This window comes from Actinoplanes sp. NPDC051861, from assembly GCF_040681145.1.
Lineage (GTDB): Bacteria > Actinomycetota > Actinomycetes > Mycobacteriales > Micromonosporaceae > Actinoplanes.
Genome location: NZ_JBFAYE010000005.1, coordinates 312,412 through 331,684, shown reverse-complemented (window position 1 = coordinate 331,684; position 19,273 = coordinate 312,412). Strand labels below are relative to the sequence as shown.

Annotated in this window: 16 protein-coding genes; 12 read left to right on the top strand and 4 right to left on the bottom strand. The window is 72.2% G+C overall.

Annotated features, from left to right (window positions below):
• Nucleotides 1-17 precede the first annotated feature (17 nt).
• Nucleotides 18-887 (top strand): helix-turn-helix transcriptional regulator, encoded by an 870-nt coding sequence (locus AB0M02_RS18270; RefSeq protein ID WP_364228150.1) that lies wholly within the window; start codon nucleotides 18-20, stop codon nucleotides 885-887.
• Here AB0M02_RS18270 and AB0M02_RS18265 read toward each other — a convergent pair.
• Nucleotides 869-1,474, bottom strand: coding sequence for a TetR/AcrR family transcriptional regulator (locus tag AB0M02_RS18265; RefSeq protein WP_364228148.1), 606 nt, complete (start codon nucleotides 1,472-1,474; stop codon nucleotides 869-871). The two genes, AB0M02_RS18270 and AB0M02_RS18265, sit on opposite strands and share 19 nt — an antisense overlap.
• Before the next feature lie 44 nt (nucleotides 1,475-1,518).
• On the opposite strand from AB0M02_RS18265, the gene AB0M02_RS18260 reads away from it, so the two are divergent.
• A complete protein-coding gene (locus AB0M02_RS18260; protein WP_364228147.1) occupies nucleotides 1,519-2,520 on the top strand; it encodes a hypothetical protein in 1,002 nt (333 codons plus the stop codon).
• Here the strand turns inward: AB0M02_RS18260 and AB0M02_RS18255 are convergent.
• Nucleotides 2,513-2,971: a GNAT family N-acetyltransferase gene (locus AB0M02_RS18255; RefSeq protein ID WP_364228287.1), complete on the bottom strand. Its 459-nt coding sequence runs from the start codon at nucleotides 2,969-2,971 to the stop codon at nucleotides 2,513-2,515. The genes AB0M02_RS18260 and AB0M02_RS18255 overlap by 8 nt on opposite strands.
• A 44-nt stretch (nucleotides 2,972-3,015) precedes the next feature.
• On the opposite strand from AB0M02_RS18255, the gene AB0M02_RS18250 reads away from it, so the two are divergent.
• Both AB0M02_RS18250 and AB0M02_RS18245 read left to right on the top strand, forming a co-directional pair.
• Entirely contained in the window at nucleotides 3,016-4,275 is a 1,260-nt protein-coding gene (locus AB0M02_RS18250) for an alpha/beta fold hydrolase (protein ID WP_364228146.1), read from the top strand.
• A 163-nt stretch (nucleotides 4,276-4,438) separates the two neighbouring features.
• Nucleotides 4,439-7,183 (top strand): BTAD domain-containing putative transcriptional regulator, encoded by a 2,745-nt coding sequence (locus tag AB0M02_RS18245; protein WP_364228144.1) that lies wholly within the window; start codon nucleotides 4,439-4,441, stop codon nucleotides 7,181-7,183.
• A gap of 6 nt (nucleotides 7,184-7,189) precedes the next feature.
• Here AB0M02_RS18245 and AB0M02_RS18240 read toward each other — a convergent pair whose 3' ends face one another.
• Both AB0M02_RS18240 and AB0M02_RS18235 read right to left on the bottom strand, forming a co-directional pair.
• On the bottom strand, nucleotides 7,190-7,699 hold the full coding sequence (locus AB0M02_RS18240) for a helix-turn-helix transcriptional regulator (protein ID WP_364228143.1): 510 nt from the start codon (nucleotides 7,697-7,699) through the stop codon (nucleotides 7,190-7,192).
• Between the two features lie 61 nt (nucleotides 7,700-7,760).
• Entirely contained in the window at nucleotides 7,761-8,489 is a 729-nt protein-coding gene (locus AB0M02_RS18235; protein WP_364228141.1) for a hypothetical protein, read from the bottom strand.
• Between the two features lie 117 nt (nucleotides 8,490-8,606).
• On the opposite strand from AB0M02_RS18235, the gene AB0M02_RS18230 reads away from it, so the two are divergent.
• The 8 genes from AB0M02_RS18230 to AB0M02_RS18195 are packed head-to-tail and all read left to right on the top strand — an operon-like array spanning nucleotide 8,607 to nucleotide 19,190.
• Nucleotides 8,607-8,987 carry a WXG100 family type VII secretion target gene (locus AB0M02_RS18230; protein ID WP_364228139.1) on the top strand — a complete coding sequence of 127 codons (381 nt, stop codon included), beginning with the start codon at nucleotides 8,607-8,609 and terminating at the stop codon, nucleotides 8,985-8,987.
• A gap of 19 nt (nucleotides 8,988-9,006) precedes the next feature.
• Complete coding sequence (locus AB0M02_RS18225; protein ID WP_364228285.1) at nucleotides 9,007-13,353, top strand: FtsK/SpoIIIE domain-containing protein; 4,347 nt, start codon at nucleotides 9,007-9,009, stop codon at nucleotides 13,351-13,353.
• Between the two features lie 28 nt (nucleotides 13,354-13,381).
• Nucleotides 13,382-13,666 (top strand): hypothetical protein, encoded by a 285-nt coding sequence (locus AB0M02_RS18220; protein ID WP_364228137.1) that lies wholly within the window; start codon nucleotides 13,382-13,384, stop codon nucleotides 13,664-13,666.
• A complete protein-coding gene (locus AB0M02_RS18215; RefSeq protein WP_364228135.1) occupies nucleotides 13,663-14,892 on the top strand; it encodes a hypothetical protein in 1,230 nt (409 codons plus the stop codon). Before AB0M02_RS18220 ends, AB0M02_RS18215 begins: the two co-directional genes overlap by 4 nt.
• Nucleotides 14,892-15,545 (top strand): hypothetical protein, encoded by a 654-nt coding sequence (locus AB0M02_RS18210; RefSeq protein WP_364228133.1) that lies wholly within the window; start codon nucleotides 14,892-14,894, stop codon nucleotides 15,543-15,545. Before AB0M02_RS18215 ends, AB0M02_RS18210 begins: the two co-directional genes overlap by 1 nt.
• Complete coding sequence (locus tag AB0M02_RS18205; protein WP_364228131.1) at nucleotides 15,542-16,186, top strand: hypothetical protein; 645 nt, start codon at nucleotides 15,542-15,544, stop codon at nucleotides 16,184-16,186. The genes AB0M02_RS18210 and AB0M02_RS18205 overlap by 4 nt, the downstream gene beginning before the upstream one ends.
• Nucleotides 16,183-17,754 (top strand): RICIN domain-containing protein, encoded by a 1,572-nt coding sequence (locus AB0M02_RS18200; RefSeq protein ID WP_364228129.1) that lies wholly within the window; start codon nucleotides 16,183-16,185, stop codon nucleotides 17,752-17,754. Before AB0M02_RS18205 ends, AB0M02_RS18200 begins: the two co-directional genes overlap by 4 nt.
• The gene (locus AB0M02_RS18195) at nucleotides 17,751-19,190 is read left to right on the top strand and encodes a S8 family serine peptidase (RefSeq protein WP_364228127.1); all 1,440 of its coding nucleotides are present in this window, start codon (nucleotides 17,751-17,753) and stop codon (nucleotides 19,188-19,190) included. The genes AB0M02_RS18200 and AB0M02_RS18195 overlap by 4 nt, the downstream gene beginning before the upstream one ends.
• The last annotated feature ends 83 nt before the right edge of the window (nucleotides 19,191-19,273 follow it).

Here is a 19,273-nt window from a genome sequence, read left to right as displayed (position 1 = left end):
CGACCGACGATGGGGGGGTGCCGATCATCGTGAATGGCGGGACCCCCTCCGACCAGGAGCCGGTCGGCGCCGTCCTGGCGCGCATGCGACGTGCCAAGGGATACACCGGCGCGGCCCTCGCCGAGATCGTCGGCATGTCTCAGCCCAAGATCTCGAGGATCGAGCGCGGCCGCGGGCTCGCCGATCCCGAGGACATCGCGATCATCGCCCGGGCACTCGGCGCCGATGAGCCTCTCGTGCGGTCGCTGATGGAGCGCGCCGAGCGCTCCCACGACCGGATGACCGACTGGCGGCCCACCTCCACCGGCCTCGCCAGCCGCCAGGAGAGCCTGGCCGACTGGGAGCGGGCCGCGCAGACCATCCGTGACTTCCAGCCCGCCGTCCTCAACGGACTGCTGCAGACCAGTGAGTATGCGAGGGCCGCCCTGCTCTCCTTCCAGCAGCTGGCGAACACGCCCACCGACGACAGTGCCGAGACCGCCATCCTGAGTGCCGTCACCGCCCGGATCCGCCGTCAGGAGATCCTCGCCGACCCGGCCAAGTCGTTCCGGTTCGTCATCACCGAGGCCGTGCTGCGCAACCAGATCTGTTCACCGGCGGAGATGCTCGCCCAGATGGGGAAGCTGCGCAATCTCGCCCTGCGCCCCAACGTGGAGCTCAGCGTGATCCCGGAGGACCGTCCGCTCGTCATGCCGCCGCTGCACGGCTTCATGCTGCTCGACGACTCGCTCGTGGTCATCGACGTCTACAACACCGGGCTCACCACCCGGGGCCGCAACGACGTGGACCGCTACCGCCAGGTGTTCGAACTGTTCCGGGACGCCGCCTCCGACGACGTGGGCCCGCTGCTGGACAGGTATCAGACCCTCTACAAGGACCGGCTCTGAGGGGTGCCGGCGAAGCCGCGCACCAGGGGCAGGAACACCTCGTCAACGATCTCCACCAGTACCTCGTCGTGGACCGACGGGACGCCGCGCATCGCGTACTCGGCACGCAGCAGCATCATCGGCGTCGTCGCGACCCGGTGACGCGCGGCCGCCGCCGGCGCCTCGCCCCGGCCGGCCGCCCGTTCGAGCATGGTGAGCCAGGCGTTGTCCATGGTGTCCGCCCCGGACCGCTCCCGCATGAGCGTGAGCAGTTCCGGGTCGTCGGCCGCGGCGGCGAGCAGCCCGCGCAGCACAGCACCGTACGGCGAGGACCACGTCTCGTTCGCCCGCCGCAGCATCTCCAGCGCGTCGCCGCGCAGCGTGCCGGTGTCCGGGTCGGGCATCGCGGCGTCGGACAGCCGCCGGTACGCCGCGATGCCCAGTGCCGCTCGGTTGGGCCATCGGCGGTAGATGGCGTTCTTGTTGGTCCCGGCCCGGGCGGCGACGCGGTCCATGGTCATCCCCGGGTAGCCCGACTCGCGCAGCTCCTCCGCCGCCGCGTGCAGGATCGCCTGTTCCAGCTCCGCGCCCCGGCGCCTCGTGCTCATTCGTTGTAGGGTACGCGTCGTACCTTAATGGGAGGGGGGCCTTCATGCGCGTCTTCGGCATGAACTACGACACCGGCTTCGTGAGCGCCGGCTCCACGACACACGAGCCGTTCGACCCGGAGACCGTGCGGCGTGACATGCGCGTCATCCGCGAGGAGCTGCACTGCGACGCGGTGCGGATCACCGGCGGGATCCAGGACCGGCTGGAGCAGGCCTCGCGGTTCGCCGCCGAGATCGGGCTCGAGGTCTGGTACTGCCCGTTCACCAACGGCCTCGACCGCGACCAGCTCATGGCTTTCGTGCTCGACGGCGCCGAACGGGCCGAGCGCCTGCGGCTCGACGGCGCCTCGGTCGTCTACCTCACCGGCTCCGAGATCTCGATGTTCACCGACGGCTTCCTGCCCGGCCGGGACCTGGCCGAGCGGATGGCGCTGTTCAGCGACCCGATGCGGATGCGGGAGGCGATCCCGGCCGCCCGCGCCGCGGTGCGCGACTTCCTCGCCGAGGCGGTGCCCGCGGTGCGCGAGCGGTTCGGCGGGCCCGTCGGTTACGCCTCGATCCCCCTGGAGGACGTCGACTGGGCGCCGTTCGACATCATCGCCAGCGATGCCGGATACCGCGACGCCACCAACGCCGCGGCGTTCCCGCAGACCCTCGCGGCGGCCGTCGGGCAGGGCAGGCCGTACGCCGCGACCGAGTTCGGCTGCTGCACCTACCGCGGCGCGGCCGACGTCGCGGGCGGGGCGGAGCCGGTGACGTACGACGAGCACGGCCGCGCCGAGAAGCTCACCGCGGTGCTGGAGCGCGACGAGCCGGGCCAGGCCCGCTACCTGATCGATCTGCTGCGCGACTACGAGGCCGGCGGGGTGGAGGCGGCGTTCGTCTACACGTTCGCGAACCGCCACCTGCCCACCACCGGCGACCCGGAGCGCGACTTCGACCTGGCCGCGCGCGGAATCGTCCGGGTTCTGCCGGACGGCTCATGGACACCGAAGGCCGCGTTCCACGCCCTCGCCGAGTACGGCCGCGCCCGAGCGTCTAGGTGAGATCCTTGCGCATCTGCTGGGTGGTGACCCGGTACCCGGACGTCTCGTAGAGGTGCACGGCCGTCCGGTTCGCGCCGAAGACGTTGAGTTCGAGCGCGGTGGCCCCGTGCGCGCGGGCCGCCTCCTCGGCCGCCGCGAGCAGCGCCCGGCCCAGCCCTCGGCCACGATGGCCGGGGAAGACCTCGATGTCGTTGAGCCAGGCGCAGCCGGGCACCCCGCGCGGATGGGTCAGCCCGATCCACAGCCGGCCGACCGGGGTGCCGTCCGGCGTCTCGCCGATCAAAAAGAGCATGGCGGACGTCGCCAGCAGCGCCTCCTGTTGTTCGCGAGCCTTCGCGAACGCGCCCTCGCCGGCCCAGGTGCCCGCCGCGACCTGTTCCCGGGCGAACTCCGCGGCCGCCTCGTCCAGCCATCGGCGGACCTCGTCGTCGCGTGCCGGCCGCACCGTCATCTCGGTCACGCCCGACATTCTGCCCGGCGTGGAATCATCGGGCCATGATCGCGCATCCGGGGCTGCGGTTCGCCGACCACACCGTCACCGTCCCGCTCGACCACCGGCGGCCGGACGGGCCCACCATCGAGGTGTTCGCGCGGGAGGTGGTGGCCGCGGACCGGGCCGGCGACGACCTGCCGTGGCTGCTGTTCCTGCAGGGCGGGCCGGGTGGCAAGTCGCCGCGGCCGCTGCGCTCGGAGAGCTGGATCGGCTACGCCGTGCGTACCCATCGGGTGTTGTTGCTCGACCAGCGCGGCACCGGCCGCAGCACGCCGATCACCGCGCGCACCGTGCGTGGCATGCCCGCCGGCCAGCTCGCCGGATACCTCAAGCTGTTCCGCGCGGACAGCATCGTTGCCGACGCCGAGGTGCTGCGTTCACGGCTGGCAGGTGGCGACCGATGGGACACGCTCGGGCAGAGCTACGGCGGTTTCGTGACGCTGACCTATCTGTCGCTGGCGCCGCGGGGTCTGCGGAACTGCTTCATCACCGGCGGGCTGCCGGGTCTCACCGCGACCGCCGACGACGTCTACGCGCGGACCTATCCGCGGGTGGCGGCGAAGAACGCCGCGTTCTACCGGGCCTTTCCGGGTGACGCCGCGATCGTGCGCGGCATCGCCGACCATCTGTCGGCCGAGGACGTCCGGCTCCCGGACGGGGACCGGCTCACCGCGCGCAGGCTGCGCCTGCTGGGCAACGGATTCGGGATGAGCACGGGGTACGCCCAGACGCACTGGCTCCTCGATGAGGCCTGGCACGGCGCCGAGCTGTCCGACACGTTCCGGCACGAGGTGATGCGCCTGACCGCGTTCACCGACATGCCGCTGTTCGCGCTGCAGGAGTACACGTACGGGCAGGGTCACCGCCCCACCGCCTGGGCCGCCGCCCGCGCGATCGGCCGGCACCCGGGTTTCGCCGAGGACGCCGACCCGCTGCTGTTCACCGGCGAGATGATGTACCCCTGGATGTTCTCCGAGATCGCCGCGCTGCGCCCGTTCGCCGGTGCCGCCGACATCCTCGCCGCCACCGACGACTGGCCGGTGCTGTTCGACCTCGACCGGCTCGCCGCCAACGAGGTCCCGGTCTCCGCCGTGGTCTACGCCGACGACATGTACGTGGACGCCGGCCTGTCGATGGAGACGGCCGCCGCGGTCGGGAACGTACGGGTGTGGCTGACCAACGAGTACGAGCACGACGGTCTGCGCGTCGGCGGCCCGGCCGTGCTGGACCGGCTGATGGGCATGGCGGCCGGCCTCACATGACGACAACCGGCTTGCCGACCGTGTGTTCGCGCGCGATCGACGCACCGCCACCGGCGGCCGGTGCTTGCCTCCCGCATTGACCGCATTGTTTCGACAGTCGATTGCGCTATCGTTAGCCCGCCTCTGTCCGTCTGCACCCGATGTGACCGCGAGGAGTGGCTTGTTGGCCGCTAATACATCGATCAGCATCGAGGTGTTCGGGCCGCTTCGCGCCTCTGTCGGCGGCATCGAGGTGGATCTGGGGCCGCCCAAGCAACGGGCGGTCTTCGCGGTGCTCGCGCTCTGCACGGAGTCGACCGTCACCCGGGACGAGATGATCGAGCGGGTGTGGGGGGAGTTGGCGCCGGCCACCGCGGCGGGGAGTCTGCACACCTACGTCAGCGGGCTGCGCAGATCGCTCGGACCGGTGCTGGAGCGCCTCACCAGCGATCGATCCGGTTACCGCCTGCGGCTCGACCGGGAGATGATCGACGTGGCCCGGGCCGAGGACCTGGCCGCGCGGGCCCGAGCCGGCAAAGACCTTGATGTGTACGAGCAGGCGATCGCCCTGTGGCCGTCGGGAACCCTCTTTCCGGGGCTGCCCGGCCCCTTCCTGGCGCAGGCCCGCGAGCGCTTCGTGGCGCTGCGCCTCCGGCTGCTGATCGAGCAGGCCGAGCTCGCCGGTCCCGGCCGGCTCACCGGCGCCGCCGAGCGCCTGCTGGCCGAGGTGCCCGCGCATCCGATCGACGAGCGGCTGCGTGGCGTGCTGATGCGTGTGCTGCACCGCGACGGGCGGACCGCCGAAGCCCTCGCCCAGTACGCGGACCTTCGTCACGAACTCGCCTCCGATCTGGGCATCAGCCCGTCCGCGGCGGTGCAGGCGATTCACGCCGAGATCCTCGCCGACGACCGCCGTTCGGGGGAGCAGGCCCCGCCCGAGGTGGTCCGTCCCGCGCAGCTGCCCTACGACAACGACTCGTTCGTCGGGCGCGGCGGTGAACTGCTCACGCTCATGAACAGCGCCGGCGGAGGTGGCCGTCGGCACATCGTCACGATCGTCGGGGCCGGGGGGATCGGTAAGACCACGCTGGCGGTCCGGGCCGGGCACCTGCTGCGCGACCGTCATCCGGACGGGCAGATCTATCTCAACCTGCGCGGGTTCGACCCGTCGCACGCCGAGCTGACCCCGGATGTCGCACTGCATCGCCTGCTGACCTCGGTCGGCGCCCGGCACGTGCCGAGTGGCCATGAGGACCGGATCGCGCTGTGGCGCAGCATGCTGGCCGACAAGCGGATGCTCATCATCCTGGACAACGCCGCCTCGGCCGAGCAGGTCGGTGATCTGCTGCCCGGCGGCGGCGCCTGCTTCGTCATCGTGACCAGCCGGAACCTGCTCTCCGGGCTGACCGTCCGGCACGCCGCCCGCCGGATCACGCTCGGCAGGCTGACCGAGCGGGAGTCGCTGCGCCTGCTCGGCGCCACGGTCGGCGCTGACCGGGTCGTCGCCGAGCCGGAGTCGGCGCGGCGCCTCGCCGAACTCTGCGACCGCTCACCACTGGCCTTGCAGATCGCTGCCGAGCAGGTGGTGTCGACGGCGAGCTCGCGGATCGGTGACCTGGTCGGACAGCTCGAGGACGTACGCCACCGGCTGGACGCGCTGCAACTGCCGGACGATCCGCTCTGCTCGGTCCGCGGCGTCCTGTCGTGGTCGTTCGCCGCACTGGGGCCCGGCGAGGCGCGCGCCTTCCGGTTGCTCGGCGTCTTCCCCGGCACGAGCCTCACACGGCACTCCGCCGCCGCGCTGTTCGGCGCCGACCCCGCCCGCGCCGACGGACTGCTCGCCGGGCTCTCCGCGCTCTCGCTGGTGAACCGCTCCGGCGACCGGATCACCCTGCACGACCTGGTCCGGTTGTACGCCACCGAGCTTGCCGGCGAGCTGGATCATGGCGAGCGCCACGCCGCGCTGGCCCGGGTCCTGGACTGGTACCGCCTGACGCTCTCCCGGTCCGGCACCGGCATGACAGGCCGGGGCTGGCCGATCGAACCGGCCCGCAGCGACGTCCCGCCGGTGGCACTCGACGGGCAGCGGGACCGTCTGCTGTGGTGCATCGGCGAGTCGGAGAACATCTCCGCGCTCATCCCGGCGGCGGGCCCGGCCGGGGAACACGGTCCGGGCTGGCACCTGGCGTGCCTGATGTTCGACTACTTCTACACCTCCGGCCACCCGCGGCAGTGGCTGGAGCTGCTGGGTGTCGCGATGCGTGACGCCGAGGCCGAGGGCAACCGGCTGGCCCGCGCGATCCTGCACAACCACACGAGCGTCGCCTGGTCCCGGCTCGGGCTGAACGGAACCGCCGTGCGGCACCTGCGACAGGGCCTGGCCCTGCTGCACGAGCCGGACGACTGGCGGTACCGCATCAGCCTGCTCGGCAATCTGGCGTCCACCCTGCGCGAGGCCAAGCTGTACGGCGCCGCGCTCAACCCCGCCCTGGAGGCGCTGGAACTGGCGCGGCGGGAGGGCATCGACTACTACCTGGCGACCACCCACGACGTGCTCTGCGAGCTCCACGCCGAACTCGGGCAATGGGCGGAGGCGATGCGGCAGGGCCTGCCGGGACTGGAGTACGCCCGGCGGTCACACAGTCATATCGTCGAGGCCAACCTGCTGATCAACATCGGTCTGGCCCGGCACGGGCTCGGGAACCGTGAGGACGCCGAGGTGACGTTCGGCGAGGCGCTGCGGATCAGCGCCGAGGCCGGCGACCGGTACCACGAGGCGCTCGCGTTGTTCGGCCTCGCCAGGGTTCGGGCGGCGGGTGGCGTACCCGAGGAGGCCGCCGCCGCGCTGGCCCGGCGGGCCCTGGCCCACCTGGAGGAACTGAACGCCGAAGACGCCGGCGAGGTCCGCGCTTTTCTGGCCGGTGCCTGACCCCGATCAGGTCACCGCGGTGCGGGTCCGCTGCCAGATCAGCACCGCCTCGACGCGGCTGCCCGCGCCGAGCTTGGTGAAAATGCGGTTGACGTGGTTCTTCACGGTCTTCGGCCGGACCTGGAGCAGGTCGGCGATGTCGGCGTTGCGCATGCCGCGGCAGATCGAGTCCATCACCTCGGCCTCGCGGGGCGACAGCGGCTGATGCTCGGCCTGGCCCGCTCCGGCGTCCGGGACCAGCCTCGGCCGGCTGTGCGGCACGAGCGCGAGCCGGTACCGGGCGGTGGCCGGGTCCCGGTGGCGCGTGTGCGGTCCGGCCAGGCCGCTGAGGGCGTCGGCGAGCGCGCTGCCGGCCGGCCGGGCGCCGGTCGTCCCCGGAGTGACGGTCACGTCGACGGCGGGCAGGCCGTCGATCATCACGTCCAGGCCCTTGCTCGCGAACTCGTGACGGATGTGGGCGAGGATCTCGGGACTGGAGATCGCGATGCGCACCCGCCCGCCGGAAACCGTGGACATGGCGGACAGTGTGCAAGGGCGCGCTTCAGACTCCCTTCACGAACGCTTCATGCCCGGCCGATCAGGCACGCAGGTGCACCGGCTCGGCGAACAGCCCGGTGTCGACCGTGCCGTCCAGCCGTAGCGTGAACCGCCACGCCGCGTTCTCCGCGCCGACGGCCACCACCGACCAGCGCCGGACCGGCTCGGCCAGCAGGCGGTCGACCTGGTAGAGGTCGCGTCCCTGCGGCCGGCCGGCGAAGAGCAGCACCCCGCCGTCCGGCGCGTCCAGCACCGGCGCTGCCTCGGCGAGCCGGGAGACGTCCCATCCGCTGAAGTCCGGGTCGGGCTCGAAGCCCACCCGGACCACCCGTGTCGCGGACCCCCACGGCGCGCTGGTCAGCCGGCGAGACCACGATCGGGCCATCCCGTATGCCAGGGCGTCGTCGCCCTCCAGGCTGATCATCCCGTCCGCCCGCGCGAGGTTCAGCAACACGCGCCCGTCGCCGGTCGCGCCGAGCGAGACGAGCAGGGGGAAGGGATCCGGGAGCCGGTCGTTGACCGGTGCGGTGCTCAGCCACTGCAGCGGCGCCCGCCAGGCGCGGCCGGACTGCTCGGCGGTCCAGCCCGGCAGGGCCGTCACATCCGGTGTGGTCAGCCGCAGGACCACCGAGGCGGGCTCCAGGATCACCGCGCCTACCTCGGAAGTCGCGCGCCGCGACTCGAAGCATCCTGTGGTCAGGACGCGGACGGCGTGGTCGACGGCCCAGGCGCCGGATCGCTCGTGGGAAACCTGCACCTGGCTGTTCATCGCACGATCGTCCGCACCGGCGCCGACGGCTGTCAACGAGGGCCTTGGGCCTCTGGGCCCAGGAACGGGCCCGGCGATCTGGACCAATTCAGGACGCACTTCCTACGTTGGTCGACGTTGCCGATCGCCGGGCCGGGCGTGCAGCACGGCTCGCAGCCGGGCGTGCAGAGCGCGGCTCGCACATTCGAAAGGGACGACCCGATGGCGAACCTCAACATCACCTACACGGAGATGTCGGACAGCGCGACCCGGATGCGCAACAACAAGAACGAGATCGACTCCCGGCTGACCGAGTGCAAGTCGATCGTGGACAACCTGACCGGGTCCGGCTTCGTGACCGACCAGGCGTCCGGCAAGTTCGACGAGGTGCACACCGAGTTCGTGAACGCGGCGAACGAGCTGATGGAGAACCTCGACCTGCTCTCCGAGTGGCTGGACAAGGCCGTTCAGGCGCTGCGCGACATGGACACCCAGCTCGCCGGATCGCTGAACAAGTAACCAGGGGAACGCCGTGCGCATGCTGATCACCCTGGCATCGCCGCAGGCGTGGTCGGCGGACGTGGTCGTCGACGCCGATCCCGCCACTCCGGTGCGGGACATCGTCAAGAACCTGCTCGACTCCCTCGCGCACGGCCGGCTCCCGGCATCCGACCGGGTCTACCTCGACCATCGGCCGCTCGACCTCGGCCTGCCGCTGTCCGCCAGCGGGATCCACGACGGTTCGGTGCTCTGGGTCGGCGGCCCGGGCCCGGTTCCGTCCGTCCCGGCCGGCGGCCTGGTCACGGTTCGGGCGGTGACCGGCGCCGGCGCCGGCCGGATCTGGTCGCTCGGTCCGGGCGAGCACCGGATCGGATCGGTCGAGGGCAGCCCGGTGCGGCTGGACGGCGTGCCCCCGGTGGCCGCGGTCGTCCGGGTCACCTTCGACGCCGAGGTGCACGTCCGTGGCGTCGCGGGCGCCCTGCTGCTCGACCGTGAACAACTGCCCGCCGACGAGGTCCACTGGCGGGAGACGGCGCAGCTGACCGTGGGGGAGACCACCCTGGAGGCCCATCCGGTGCTGTGCCCGGACGCGGTGGTCGAGCCGTCGCCGGAGAGCGAGTATCTCGACTACAACCGCCCTCCGCGGCTGCTGCCGCCGGTCCGGCCGGACCGGTTCAAGATCCCGGCGGCGCCCAGGCCACCCGCGCCCAACGCCCTGCCGTGGCTGGCCGCCGCGCTGCCGGCCGTCTTCGGCGCCGTCATGGCCACGCTGCTGCGCAACCCGATCTATCTGATGTTCGCGGCGATGTCGCCGATCATGGTGCTGGCCAACTGGTGGACCGGGCGGCGCCAGGGCAAGACCAGCCACCGTACGCAGGTCGCCGAGCACGAGGCGCGGGTCGCCGCCATCGAGGACGACATCGCCGAGACGCTGGTCCTGGAGCGGCACGACCGCCGGGTCGCCGCCCCCGACCCGGCCGAGCTGCTGATCGTCGCGACCGGGCCGAGGGCCCGGCTGTGGGAGCGGCGCCGCACGGACCCGGACCATCTGGTGGTCCGGATCGGCATCGCCGACCAGCCCAGCAAGATCACCGTGGAGGCAGCCGGCCAGGACCGGCAGACCGACCGCCGGCTCTACGACGTGCCGGTCTCGTTCTCGATCGTGCACGCGGGAGTTGTCGGCGTCGCGGGCCGCGGCGAGTGGCCACGCCGCCTGGCACGCTGGATGACCGGTCAGCTCGCCGTCGCGCAGAGCCCCCGCGACCTCCAGCTCTACGTGCTCACCGACCCGGCGGGCGGCCCGCTGTGGGAGTGGGCCGCCTGGCTGCCGCACACCCGCCCGCTGCTCGGGCAGCAGACCCTGACCCTGCTCGGCACCGACACCGAGACCATCGCCCGCCGGATCGCCGAGCTGATCGAGCTGATCGAGGCACGCCGGCAGGCCCGCATCAACGCCGGTTCGGGCGCGGCGTTCGCCGATCCGGACGTGGTCGTCGTGCTGGACGGTGCCCGGCGGCTGCGCGCGCTGCCGGGTGTGGTCTCCATCCTGCTCGGCGGCCCGGCCGTCGGCGTCTACTTCATCTGTGTCGACAGCGACGAGCTCACGCTGCCGGAGGAGTGCACGACCGTCGTCTCCGGCGGCGACGGCCTGCCCACGACCCTGCGCCGCCAGCGGTCCGCCGAGGTCGAGGGCATCCGCGTCGACGAGGTGATCGACGACTGGTTCCCGGCCACCGGGCGGCGGCTGGCACCGATCCGCGACGTCAGCGACACCCACGGCGACGCCGCGCTCCCGGCCGCCGCCCGCCTGCTCGAGGTGATCGGGATGGAGGATCCCTCGGTCGCCGCGATCACCGCCCGGTGGAACGCGTCGCCGCGGAGCACCCGGGCGGTCGTCGGGTACAGCCTCGACGGCCCGTTCGCGCTGGACCTGGTCCGGCACGGCCCGCACGGCCTGGTCGCGGGCACCACCGGTTCCGGCAAGTCGGAGTTCCTCCAGACGGTGGTGGCCTCGCTCGCGGTGGCGAACCGGCCGGACGCGATGAATTTCGTGCTCGTGGACTACAAGGGCGGAGCCGCGTTCAAGGACTGCGTCGATCTGCCGCACACCGTCGGCATGGTCACCGACCTGGACACCCACCTCGTCGAGCGCGCCCTCACCTCGCTCGGCGCCGAACTGACCCACCGGGAGCACCTGCTCGCCGCGGTCGGCGCGAAGGATCTCGAGGACTACGTCGACTACGCGACCAGGAGGCCGGTACCGGCGCCGATACCGCGGCTGTTGATCGTCATCGACGAGTTCGCCTCGATGGCCCGTGAGCTGCCGGACTTCGTCACCGGCCTGGTCAACATCGCCCAGCGGGGCCGGTCGCTCGGCATCCACCTGATCCTCGCCACCCAGCGCCCGAACGGCGTGGTCTCCGCCGAGATCCGGGCCAACACCAACCTCCGGGTCGCGTTGCGGGTCACCGACGCCGCGGAGAGCGCCGACGTGATCGACGCCCGGGAGGCGGCGAACATCTCGGCGGTCAACCCGGGACGCGCCTACGCCCGGCTCGGCCACAGTTCGCTCATCCCGTTCCAGACCGGCCGGGTCGGCGGCCGGCGTCCGCAGCAGAACGCCGCCGCCGCGGTGGCCGAGCCGTTCCTGCATCCGGTCGGCTGGCTGGATCTGGGCCGTCCGGTGCCGCAGCGGCCCCGCGCGGCCTCCGAGGTCGAGGAGGCCACCGACCTGTCGGTGCTGGTGTCGGCGATCCGGCGGGCCAACGACATGCTGGGCGTGCCCGAGCAGCGCCGTCCCTGGCTGCCCGCGCTGCCGACCGTCTCGGTGGTGGACCTGCCCGCCGACCCGGCCCGCGACGAGCGCGGCGAGCCGTCGTTCGCCTGGGCCGTGCAGGACCTGCCGCGCAGCCAGCGGCAGGTGCCGATGACCATCGACCTGCACACCTTCGGGCACCTGCACATCATCGGCGCGCCCCGGTCGGGCCGATCGCAGGCGCTGCGCACGATCGCGACCGCAGCGGCGTCCGCCGCGAGCGTGGCGGACCTGCATCTGTACGGCCTGGACTGCGGCAACGGCGCGCTCCTGCCGATCACCCGGTTCCCGCACTGCGGTGCGGTCGCCCAGCGCACCGAGGTTGAGCGTGCCGAGCGACTGCTGCGCCGGCTGTACGAGCAGGTGCAGCACCGTCAGCGGATCCTCGGCCAGGGCGGGTTCGCCGACGTCACCGAGCAGCGCTCAGCCGTCCCGGCAGCCGAGCGCCTGCCGCACATCCTGCTGTTGCTCGACCGCTGGGAGGGCTTCCTCGGCACCCTCGGCGAGCACGACAACGGAGCGCTGACCGACCTGGTGCACACGCTCATGCGGGAGGGTGCCAGTGCGGGTGTGCACCTGATCGTCGCCGGTGACCACAGCCTGCTCAGCGGCCGGATGGCCGGGCTCTGCGAGGAGAAACTCGTGTTGCGGCTCTCGGACCGCAGCGACGCCACGCTGGCCGGGCTCAACCCGCGCAAGATCCCGGAGAGCATCCCGGCCGGCCGCGGCTACCGGTCGAACACCGCGATCGAGGTGCAGGTCGCCCTGGTCGCCGCCGACCCGAGCGGGCCGGCGCAGATCGCCGCGATGCGCGAACTGGCGGAGCGGTTCACCGAGCGCGACGCGGGCGTGTCCCGCGAGCAGCGGCCCGGGAAGATCGCCACGATGCCCAGCAGCCTCACCTTCGACCAGGCCTGGGCGGCCATCGGCGTCCCGAAGCCGGGATGGGCGCTGGTCGGTGTGGGTGGCGACGAGCTGACGCCGGTCGGCACGAACCTGCTCGACGAGGCGCCGACCTTCCTGATCGCGGGACCGTCGCGGTCGGGACGGAGCACGGCGCTGCGGGTGATGGCGGAGTCGCTGCTGCGCTCGGGCGTCGAGCTGGTCCTCGGCGCGCCGATGCGGACGCCGCTGCTGGATCTGGCCGGCCGGCCCGGCGTCCGCGGCGTGATCAGCGGGGAGAACCCGGCCGAGGAGGAGTTCGCCGCGCTGCTGGACGCGGGGGACGGGCCGGTCGCGCTGCTGGTGGACGACGCGGAGGCGTGGCGGGACATCGCGTGCCGGGACTATCTGCGGCAGGTGATCCGGACCGCGTCCGGCAAGCGCCGCGCCGTCGTCATCGCCGGCGAGGTCAACTCGGTGGCGATGGGTTTCTCGGGCTGGCAGGTGGAGGTCAAGAAGAACCGGCGCGGAGCGCTGCTCTCGCCGCCGAGCCTGGGTGCCGGCGACCTGATCGGCGTACGGCTGAGCCGGGCCGCCCTGGCCGAGAAGGTGGTGCCCGGCGCCGCCCGGGTGCACCTCGGTGACGGAACCCTGCTGGCCGTACAGATCCCCCTGGTGGACGCGTGAACACGACGACTGGGAAAGCGGTGAATTGATGGCCGACATCGTGGTCAAGGGACTGGCCGATCTGGCGCGCAACCTCAGCGAGCTGATCAGCCAGTTCGAGGGCGCGCTGGACTTCCAGAACGAGCAGAAGGGCCGGTGGGGGCAGCTCAACGCGAACCTGTCGATGGGTGACTTCGCGGACAACTGGACGGGGAGCCGGGACAAGATGGTCGAGGCGATGAAGGAGTTCCGGGAGCGGATCGAGGCCGCCGACCAGGCCTGGACCGAGGCCGAACTGGAGCTGTTCAAGAGCCTCGAGGAGGGCGGCAAGTGAGCGACGGCCGCCTCCACACGCTCCGCAAGGCCGACCCGGCCGAGATCGAGGCGGCGCAGAAGCGCTACCAGCTCATCTCCGACACCATCGACGACACGGTCAGCAAACTCCAGAAGATCGTCAGCGCCGGCGAGGAGGCGCTCCGCGGTGAGTGGGTCAAGAAGACCAAGGAGGACGCGGAGTCGCTTCAGGAGAGTCTCGGCAAGGCCGCGGTGCGCTACCGCGACGTCGCGACCGAGATCAAGAAGTACGAGCCGGACCTCGATCGCGCCATCGCCGAGGTGGACGCGGCCGAGCGCGCCGAGGAGGACGGGTCCTCGTCGCTGAACCGGGCGAACGCCATGCCGGACCCGCAGAAGGACGCGGAGGGCAACATCTCGCCGGAGGAGCAGCAGAAGGCCACCGACAAGCAGCGTGCCCAGGACGACGCGAACGCGCAGATCACCGCGGCGAAGAACCGCCTGACCGGCGCGCTGGACGCGCTGGACGTGGCGGGTAAGCGGCTGGGCGACGCGGTCAACTGCAAGAACTACGACGACGGCCTGACCGACAAGATCAACTGGCGGGTGATGGCCATCTTCAAGATGATCAGCAAGATCTTCGGCATCATCGCCATGGTCCTGACCGCGCTGGCCATTCTGATCCCGGGCGTGGGGTGGCTCGCCCTGGCGGGAGTGGTGGCCGGGGCGGTGACACTGATCGCCGACAGCGTGCTGCTGGGCGGCGGCGACGGGAGTGTGCTCGCCGTCGTCCTGGGCGCCCTCGGGCTCGGCTTCGCCGGTCTGGGCGCGGCGTTCGGCGCCTTCGGCAAGACGATCGAGTCGATCGGCAAGTTCGTGAAGACGATGTCGAAGATCAAGTTCAACCCGAACTGGCGGCCGGGCCAGTCCATCGAGCTGTTCGACTTCAGCCGCCCGCTGGCCATCGGCAGCGGACGGCCCGGCTGGTTCGACGCCCTCAGCGGCTCGATGAACAAGTGGTTCGGCAACGGGTTCGGCGGAATGATGAAGACCTGGTGGGACGGATTCATCGGGATGGGCCCGATCAAGGATCTCAGCTTCCTCAAGAACATCCCGTTGTTCGGCGGCGCGTTCGGCAGGTTCGGCGGCGGGCTGCAGGGGATCTTCGCCACCTGGGGTGGCCTCAACCAGGGATTCGCGTTCGCCGCCGGCCTACTGATCGCCGGTCTGCAGGCGACCGAGCACCACTCGCTCGAGGGCGCCTGATGTCCGAGATCTCCTGGGCCTGGGACCTGGTGCCGGCCGCCGGGCCGGACCGGGCCGGCTGGACCGACTTCATGGCGAAACTGCTCGACGAGTGGGTGGGTGAGCAGGTGGCGGCGGCCCGTGCCGCCTGGCCGGCCGACGCCACCGAGGCGTTCCCGTTCAGCCCCGGCGCGGTGGGCTCGGCGGTCGCGCGTGACCTGCTGGAGCGCGCCGACGGCCTGCCTCGCAACTGCCGGCTGATCTGGGGCGCCGGGTTCGTCGACGACCGGGTGCGCTGGCTGCCGCTGCTCGTGCTGGCCGAGTTCCGCGAGCCGCGCCCGGGGGACTCCGGCTACCTGATGGCGCTGGTCGGAGCGGAGGGAATGCCCGGCGACGTACGGGAACCGCACGTCGAGTACGTCTCCACCGAGCACGGCGACGGAGTCCGGGTGCTCGCGCTCGCCGAGGACGACGAGGGACTGCACGGACGGGTTCACGCCGCGCTGCGCCTGGAGCGCCCGGACGGCGACGTGGACGTGCTGTTCGAGACGCGGGCCAACGGCCTGGAACAGCTCGCGGTGATCGGTGCCGGAGTGGAAGCGGTCATGCATCTGATCGCCGAGCGGTCCACCGAGCTGAACCTCGTCCCGTCCGTCGCGGGGAGCCCGGCGTGATCGACTTCGAGCTCATCGTCCCGGACGGCTGGGTACACATCCCGACCACGCCGGGCCTCACCCGGCTGCGCGAACGCACCATCGACGAGATCGTCCGCAGCGCGCTGCCCGACACGCTGCCGCGGGACAAGGCCGGGCCCTGGCGGCGGATGCTGCGCAAGGACCTCAGCGACGCGACCGCCGACGCGCAGCGCCAGGGCGCGCGCGGGGTGGTGCTGCCGGTGAGCGAGATGCAGGGCATGCGGCTGCCGGGCACGCTGGTGCTGACCGTCCTCGACGGGGACGACGACCCGCAGGACCCCGCGTCGGTGCTGACGTCGATCCTCGCCGACGCCGGGCCGGACGGGACGGCGCTGGAGGTCGGCGGCTGCCCCGCCGCGCGGGTCCGCCAGATCGTCGACAGCGGCACGCTCAACCGCAAGGCGCCCTCGGTACGGGTCAGCTACTTCGTCGCGGCTCCCGGTGCACCAGGCGTGTGGGGTCTGCTCACCTTCACGGTGCTGACCGACGGCGACGTCGAGGCCGATGCGGTCCAGGCCGTCGTGCTGCTGTTCGACATGGTCGTCAGCACGCTGCGGTGGTCCGATCGCGTCGACGTGCCGACCGAGGACGAACTGCTGGCCGGAAGGACCGCACCATGAAGGTCCGGAGGTTGCGGCTGAGCCGTCCGGTGCTGCTGGGCTCCGCCCTGGCCCTGATCGTCCTGCTGGGAGCGGGCGCGTTCATGGCGGGGCGGGCCGCCGACGCCGCGGAGCCGGTGCGGGCGGACAGGTTCAGCGCGTCCGACGTACGGATTCTGGCGAGCGCGGCGGAGTCCTGCCCGGCGCTGACCCCGGCCCGGCTCGCCGGGCAGGTCATGGCCACCCCGGCGGGGGCGCCGCTGCTGACACCGCAGCAGTTCCGGGAGAACGTCCCGTGGGACGGCGCGCAGCAGGGTGACCGGGAGGCCGCCGTCACCGCGCTGGCGCACCTGATGTGCCGGTTCGCCGGCCAGGCCCGGACCGTCGGCATCGGCGAGGATCCATGGCGGGTCGCGCTCGCCGCGCACCGGCTCGGCCCGGATCAGGTGATCAAGTCCGGTGCCGTCCCGGGCGACGCCAAGGAGTACGTGGACACGGTCGAGCGGTACGCCGCCTGGTACGCCCTCCAGCCCGAGTTCGGCGGAGGTGTGGCCGCACCGTCACCCACGGCCGGCTATCCGGCCGTCACCACCGCGATCCCGGTGCCCGACGCGTACGTGGGTGAGGTCGTCGCCGCCGGCAGGGTCTGCGCCGAGATGCCACCGGCCCTGGTCGCTGCTCAGATCATGGCGACCTCCGGTTTCGACGCGGGCAAGCTCGGCCCGGCCGGTGAGCAGGGCATCGCCCAGTTCCTGCCGCAGGTGTGGACCGCCAACGTCAAAGCCGCGGCGAGCCGGACACCGTGGCAGCCCGAGGTGGCCATTCCCGCGCTCGGCCGCACGATGTGCAAGCTGATCAAGCGATCCGGTGGCCAGTACGCCGCCGCGCTTGCCGCCTTCACCCGCGGCAGCGCCACGGCCGCGGTGACCGCGCTGGCGGAGACGATCACCAAGGCTCAGGCGGAGTACGCCAAGGACACGAGGCTTGGCGTGGTGAAGGCGCCGGCCCCGGCGACGTCGAAGCCGCCGAAGCCGGGAAGTGCCGCGCCCACCACGCCGGCGCCGGCGCCGACCGACCAGCCGGCGATCAAGGCGGCCGACGCCTCGGGCGGTGACTACGGGCCGTACTTCATCGTCAACCTCGCCACCGAGATGTGCGTCGACCTGCCCGGCACCGGCCCGGGACCACGGGACGGACCGGTCACCCAGTTCACCTGCGTCAAGAGCGGCGACGACAACCAGGAGTGGACGTTCGAGCCGCGCGCGGTGGACGGCCAGGGCAACCAGCTCTACTGGATCCGTAACGCCGACGACGGCTTCTGCATCGACCCGCCGGGCGTCGAGGGTGTCGCCTCGGGTACGGCGCTCAACGAGACGGGCTGCTTCGACGACGACAACCAGTACTTCCGTCTGGAGTCGAAGCGGTCGGCCGGCGGCCTCGTCTACTACTGGCTGCGCAACACCGTGACCGACATGTGCGTCGACGTTCCCGGAGCCGGCGACGGCGGTCCCGACGTCCAGCTGACCGTGGTTCCCTGCCTGGCGAACGACGACCACGACTGGGCCCTGGTGGAGAGGTCGAAGTGGTGAGGTTCCGCGTCGCTGCGCTGCTGACGGTCGCGCTGATCGGTGTGCCGGTCTCGCCGGCGCGGGCCGAACCGCCCCCGGCCGCCCCGGTGAACCAGTACTACTACACGGTCAAGGCCTCCCATCAGGGCGCGCCGGAGAACCTGTGGGAGATCGCCTCGCGTTTCCTGGGCGACACCGGCCGGGTCGGCGAGATCCTCGACCTCAACGCCGGGCGGGTTCAGCCCGGCGGCGGGCGCCTGTCCGACCCGAGCAGGCTGACCGCGGGCTGGCACCTGGTCCTGCCGTGGGACGCGGTCGGTGCCGACCTGCGCCACGGCCCGCTGCCGCAGAACGAGGCCGGGGCGGCGGCCTGCGCGTGGCCCACCGACATCCCCGCGACCGCGAGCTGGGGGCAGGCGCTGCTGAATCCCGGTGGGGACCGGGACGGCACGTCCGGCTCCGGTGTGAAGGTGGCGGTGATCAGTTCCGGTGTGGACGGGTCCGCGCCGGAACTGGCCGGGCGAGTCACCCCGGGCGCCGACATCGTCGCCGGCGCGGGGCGCGGTGACCTCGGCTGCAAGAGTGCCGGCACCGGGCTGGCGGGCATCGTTGCCGGCGACGACGGCCGGGGTGGGTCGGGCTTCGGTGTGGCGCCCGGCGCGCGGATCGTGCCGATCAAGGCGGGCGCCGAACCGTCGGCGGCGATCGTGACGGCCGGAATCGGCGTCGCCACCTCGGCGGGCGCCCAGGTCGTCCTGATCGGCACGGGCATCGACACCACGGACCCCGGCGTGCTCGCCGCCGTCAACGACGCGATCAGCCGGGACGTGGTGATCGTGGTGCCGGCCACGTCGACGGCCGAGGCGGCCGACGGGATGCTGCGCGTCGGTGCGGTGGGCGAGGACCGGAGCCCGGCCGGCGACTTCGCCGGTGACGCGGCCGACCTGCTGGCGCCGGGAGTGGGCGTGGCGACCATCGGCCAGGTCGTCAGCGGTTCGGAGTTCGCTGCCGCGTACGTGGCCGGCACTGTCGCACTGGTCCGCTCGGCCCATCCCGGCCTGCATGCCGCCGACGTGACCAGGCGCGTGCTGGCGACCGCGGCCGACGGACTGGTCAGCCCGGTCACCGCCGTCACCAGTCCGGTGCAGCCGGCGCCGGCAGCCACCGCGGCAGCGCCGGACAACCCGATGAGCACCCTGAGCCGCGTGCTGACCTGGCTCGCGGCCGGCCTCGCCGTCGCCCTGCTGCTGTCGTACCTGGTGAAGCCGTCGGCGCGGGCACTGGCCGGCATCGCGGCCCGCCGCCGTGACCTGCGGCTGGCCGAACAGACCCGGGCCAGACTGGCCACCGACACCGATGATCCGTTCTGGGACGCTCCGGCCGGCGGCGGTCGCCCGGCCCGTGAACACGTGACCGAGACGATCGACCTGCGTGGCTCGCCGAGATCATTTTCGTGAGCGGTGTCGAGCCCGAGCCTATGACGCGGCTGTGAATTGCCCGTCCTTCGACTGATCCGATCCGGTCTTCGGTCCGTATCTCC

What these genes read in the sequence shown, in the direction of transcription:
- AB0M02_RS18265 (WP_364228148.1), bottom strand. Translation starts at nt 1,474, where the DNA reads ATGAGCACGAGGCGCCGGGGCGCGGAGCTGGAACAGGCGATCCTGCAC.
- AB0M02_RS18260 (WP_364228147.1), top strand. Translation starts at nt 1,519, where the DNA reads ATGCGCGTCTTCGGCATGAACTACGACACCGGCTTCGTGAGCGCCGGC.
- AB0M02_RS18255 (WP_364228287.1), bottom strand. Translation starts at nt 2,971, where the DNA reads ATGACGGTGCGGCCGGCACGCGACGACGAGGTCCGCCGATGGCTGGAC.
- AB0M02_RS18250 (WP_364228146.1), top strand. Translation starts at nt 3,016, where the DNA reads ATGATCGCGCATCCGGGGCTGCGGTTCGCCGACCACACCGTCACCGTC.
- AB0M02_RS18240 (WP_364228143.1), bottom strand. Translation starts at nt 7,699, where the DNA reads ATGTCCACGGTTTCCGGCGGGCGGGTGCGCATCGCGATCTCCAGTCCC.
- AB0M02_RS18235 (WP_364228141.1), bottom strand. Translation starts at nt 8,489, where the DNA reads ATGAACAGCCAGGTGCAGGTTTCCCACGAGCGATCCGGCGCCTGGGCC.
- AB0M02_RS18225 (WP_364228285.1), top strand. Translation starts at nt 9,007, where the DNA reads ATGCTGATCACCCTGGCATCGCCGCAGGCGTGGTCGGCGGACGTGGTC.
- AB0M02_RS18220 (WP_364228137.1), top strand. Translation starts at nt 13,382, where the DNA reads ATGGCCGACATCGTGGTCAAGGGACTGGCCGATCTGGCGCGCAACCTC.
- AB0M02_RS18210 (WP_364228133.1), top strand. Translation starts at nt 14,892, where the DNA reads ATGTCCGAGATCTCCTGGGCCTGGGACCTGGTGCCGGCCGCCGGGCCG.
- AB0M02_RS18200 (WP_364228129.1), top strand. Translation starts at nt 16,183, where the DNA reads ATGAAGGTCCGGAGGTTGCGGCTGAGCCGTCCGGTGCTGCTGGGCTCC.